At 61.7% G+C, this 4134-nt stretch carries 7 protein-coding genes; all 7 read left to right on the top strand.

Going from position 1 to position 4134, the window contains the following annotated elements:
• Positions 1-234: 234 nt before the first annotated feature.
• Positions 235-417 (top strand): DUF2273 domain-containing protein, encoded by a 183-nt coding sequence (locus AC0Z9V_RS18065; protein ID WP_208739434.1) that lies wholly within the window; start codon positions 235-237, stop codon positions 415-417.
• A 4-nt stretch (positions 418-421) separates the two neighbouring features.
• Positions 422-1009 carry an Asp23/Gls24 family envelope stress response protein gene (locus AC0Z9V_RS18060; RefSeq protein WP_485142381.1) on the top strand — a complete coding sequence of 196 codons (588 nt, stop codon included), beginning with the start codon at positions 422-424 and terminating at the stop codon, positions 1007-1009.
• A complete protein-coding gene (locus AC0Z9V_RS18055; protein WP_485142380.1) occupies positions 1006-1554 on the top strand; it encodes a DUF6286 domain-containing protein in 549 nt (182 codons plus the stop codon). The genes AC0Z9V_RS18060 and AC0Z9V_RS18055 overlap by 4 nt, the downstream gene beginning before the upstream one ends.
• Positions 1555-1568: 14 nt before the next feature.
• A complete protein-coding gene (locus AC0Z9V_RS18050; RefSeq protein WP_485142379.1) occupies positions 1569-2195 on the top strand; it encodes an Asp23/Gls24 family envelope stress response protein in 627 nt (208 codons plus the stop codon).
• A 236-nt stretch (positions 2196-2431) separates the two neighbouring features.
• Entirely contained in the window at positions 2432-2605 is a 174-nt protein-coding gene (locus tag AC0Z9V_RS18045) for a CsbD family protein (protein ID WP_208739430.1), read from the top strand.
• A 106-nt stretch (positions 2606-2711) separates the two neighbouring features.
• Positions 2712-3158 (top strand): hypothetical protein, encoded by a 447-nt coding sequence (locus AC0Z9V_RS18040; RefSeq protein WP_485142378.1) that lies wholly within the window; start codon positions 2712-2714, stop codon positions 3156-3158.
• A complete protein-coding gene (locus tag AC0Z9V_RS18035) occupies positions 3158-3631 on the top strand; it encodes a MarR family winged helix-turn-helix transcriptional regulator (protein WP_485142377.1) in 474 nt (157 codons plus the stop codon). Before AC0Z9V_RS18040 ends, AC0Z9V_RS18035 begins: the two co-directional genes overlap by 1 nt.
• Positions 3632-4134 lie beyond the last annotated feature (503 nt).

The raw sequence follows: 4134 nt of genomic DNA, 5'->3' as shown, positions 1-4134 counted from the left end.
GGACTCGAACCAGGCAAAGACCTCCTCCACAGGCAAGGAACTCGAATAACACGCCTGCCTATCTGACTGTTGCGAATGCTCGGTTCATCGCCTGAGCGTTCCTCACGACGTGCTGTCACTGGGTAGGTGCTCGAAGCACTCCTGCACCTGCCCGGTGACCGACAGTTGCCCCATGCTTTCCCCGCACATTCCCCTTTTCACGTTGCACCCTCTTCTCCTGTTAGGACAACGCTCGTGTCACGCAGCACCATTGGACTCTTCGTGGGTCTCCTCCTTGGCTTCGTCGCCGTCTTCGGCGGCTTCCTGGAATTCCTTGCCGTCATCATCTTCGCCGCAGTCGGCCTACTCATCGGCCGGTTCCTGGACGGTTCCCTCGATCTCAACCAGCTCGCCGGTTCCCGTACGAAGAGGAACTGATCCTATGGACCCCACAAACAGGGCCCGCGACACCGGGCCGCGGCGGGCCGCGCAACAGCAGGCCCGGTTCGGGGCGGTGACAGACCGGGAGCCCAGACAGAATGCGTCCGCCCCGGCAGCCCCCCATGAATCTCGTCCGACCGGCTCACCCCACTCGGCTGACTCGGCTGACTCGGCCCGTGCGATCAACGCGGCTGATGCAATTGGCGTAGCTGACACTAGGGATGCAGCTGACGTGGCTGGCCGTGGGTCATTGACGATGAGCGAGAAGGTCATCGAGAAGCTGGCAGCCCAAAGCGCCCATGAACTGCCGTTCCTCGCCGGCGTCGGTGGGGGAGTGCTCGGCCTTGGCCGGACACACGGCACAGACCGCCGGCCGCAGGCCACAGTGGACCTCAGCGGCCGCCACGTCACGGTCTTCCTCGACGTCGCACTCGACTTCCCCTCGGATATCGCCGCGCGATCGGCAGACATCCGCCATCACGTTACCGCCAGCATCGAGCAGGCCACCGGCCTCGACGTGCGCCGCATCGACATCACCATCAAGGCCCTCACCCCCCATACGGAACGATCACGCAGGAGCCTTTTATGAGTACCCGAACGACTAGGCACTCGATCCGGAGGCGCCCCAGTCGCAGCGTCCCGGCCCTCATCGTCGCCCTGGTTCTCCTCATGGCCTCAGTTGCCGGCGTCTGGGCCGGCATCACGGCCCTGACCGGCAGGAGCACCGCGGCGATCGAGGGTATCACCGGCGCCGCCGGCACACCGTGGTCGTCGCAGGCCGCGTACATCCCCTCCATGGCAGTCGCCCTGATCGGCGTCGTCCTGATCATCACCGCATTGATACCCGGACACCACAACGCGCACCTCGTGAACCATGAGGGGGCGACCGAAGCGGCGCTCACCCGCCGAGGGCTGAAGACCTACCTCGAGGACCACGCGATGGGCATCGATGGTGTTGACTCCGCCCGAGCCTCCCTCAAAGGCCGACAAGCCAGCATCCGCATCGACACTTACGCCCTGGACCGGCACGAGGTCGAGAAGGACGTGCACCAGAGGCTGCGGAACCGGGTCGACTCCTTGCACCTCGAAAACGCCCCACGCATCCGCGTAAACACCAGCACACTCAAGGATTAGGAAGAGGACCCCATATGCGACACACCGCAGGACGCCTCAACCGCGTCTGGCTGACCATCACCGGACTGATCCTTATCTTGGGCGCGGGAATCACGGCGGCGATCGGCCTGGGACTACTCGAGGGCCACACCGTTGCCGGATTCAGGGCACCGGACCGTGACCAGCCGATCTTCGACCTGCCTGACGATCCCGCTACAACCACCACCATCGCAACCGTCCTGGTGGTCGGCGGCATCATTTTGGGCCTTTTCTGCGTCCTCTGGCTCCTGGCCCAAGTTCCCCGCAAGCACGGAGCATCGGTTCTGAAACTTCAGGATCCCGAGAACCGGGGATTGACCGTCATGAAGCCGGGCCTTCTCGAAGACGCCATCAGCGACCGTGTGGAAGAGCTCGAGGACATTTCCGAAGCGACAACGATCATCCGCGGCTCCTTCCGCGCGCCGGACATCACAGTCCGTATCACGACGACGTCCCACGCCGATCTGCCCAGCGTCGTTGCTGATGTCGAGCACCGCATCAAGCACGACCTGCGTCTGACCCTCGGCAGGGAACCGGCATCACTTGGCGTAGCGATCGATGTGAAGGACGAGCCCAAGAAGGAGAGCTCGGTCACCCTGGGGGCATCATCTGCTCACACCTGAGCTTCCCGACCGTCACACGCCTGGTCCACGCACGAGCACTGGGGAACCCATGAAGAAGATTGCTATGACTATCGCAACTGCTCTCTTCGGCCCGTACATGGAGCGGCGCCGTGTCGCCGAAGGACGTCCGAAAAAGCCCCACGGCCGCCGCTGAGCAAGCCGGTATCACTAAGACCCCGGTTCACCCGTTGGACCGGCACATTAGAAACACCCATCACACAACAAAGGAGAACACCGTGGGACTCGACGACAAGATCAAGAACGCGGCCGAGAAGATCACCGGCCAGGCCAAGGAAACCTTTGGTAACGCAACAGACAATGATCGTCTGCGCGCAGAGGGTCAGGCCGACCAGTCCAAGGCCGATCTCAAGGATGCCGGCGAGAACGTGAAGGACGCCTTCAAGAAGTAACCCGACCAGGGTCGAAGGCCACCCGGCGGCACTATCGGGTGGCCTTCGACCTGCATCACCGACTATCGCTGACGCGACGACGAACAATGACTGGGCGGGAGGCACGATGAGCGCAAAACCATTGCAACCGACGGCGGTCATCGACTGGGACGTCTTCGATCAACTCGCCCGTGAGACCTCGCAGCAGACAGCCGTGGCGTTCGCCGCCACGTTTGTCGAGCTTCTCCCACACAGGTTATCGATGCTCGCCAACGCCGTTCAAACCGAGCACCATGAAGACGCACTCGTTGCCCTCTTCAGCATCCAGTCGGGGGCTCTGATGTTGGGGATGCTTCGACTTGCAGCAGCAACGGAAACCCTTCTGACCGAGCTGCGTGTGTCCCCGTCGCGCTGGGCTGCAGTCCGCGGACTCGCAGGAACATCTCTCACCAGCGGTCTTGATGAGATCGTTGCCGTCCTGGATGCGGGGCTGACAGCACAAATCCAGCCAGGCAACCAGCCCGGCAACCAGACCAAGCCTACGGCCGACGCACCGGGGGAGGAGAAGCAGTGATGACCTCCCGAGTCAATGCCGCGGAACCGGATATGTGGGCGGACCCACGACTCCTCAGCACGGCAGCGCGCCTCTGGGAGTACGCGCTTAATAGTGAACTGAAGAAACTGAAGTTGACCCTCTCCGGGCTCGTGGCACTTCAAGCTCTTCACGCTGCAGGAACCACGAGTCAAGCGGCACTAGCCAGGATCATCCGCGTGCAGCCTCAGACACTCCGCCGGACCCTGCGATCTTTAGAAGCGAGTGGTTACCTCACCAATTCCGCTCCGACACCAGGGTCCCGCGGTTTGAACATCAGCATCACCAGCGCTGGTGGCCTGGCGCTCTCCGAAGCTGATGGCCTGGAACAGCGCTTACACCGCATCCTCGACTGTGGCGATAAGTTGCACGAGGCACTTGTCATGCTGATCGAAAGTCTCACCGTCACACCCGAACAAACACGCACCCTCCGATCACCAGTGTCAGGTACGTAAACACCGGCCCTCGGTATCAGAATCTGGGGCCCACTAACTGCCACACATGAGCGCGAGCATGCCGTCAGTCATCGTGTCGGTCAGTAGTGGAAAGTGACGCAAGGACCTTCCTTCGTTGCTTCCTCATCTAGGGGGGGACTACCCTTACCTACTTCCGTTCAGCAGTGGGGCTGAATATCAATCGATACCCATTGATCTGCCAAGGCATGTCCTGTCGGTGACAGATCCGCCGTAGGGAGGCGCTCACGGGAGGTCGGAGTCCAGTCCGCGACGCGGGGGCAGGGTCGCGGACTGAACTCGAACCCACCGTGCAAGCGATGAGATGAGAGTTGATGACACAAAAGCTACGAGGATGAACATGCGGTCCAAAGCTGTGTTCGACCGCGCATGATTATGCGTGGTTATGCGTGGTTATGCGTGGTTATGCATAACCATGGGCCGTGAAGGAGTTGTGTTATTCGAGTTCCTTGCCTGTGGAGGGGGTCTTTGTCTGGTTCGAGTCG

It is taken from the genome of Arthrobacter sp. UYP4, from assembly GCF_057291175.1.
The sequence above is the reverse complement of the archived record's forward strand: the minus strand, read 5'-3'. Positions and strand labels throughout refer to the sequence as shown.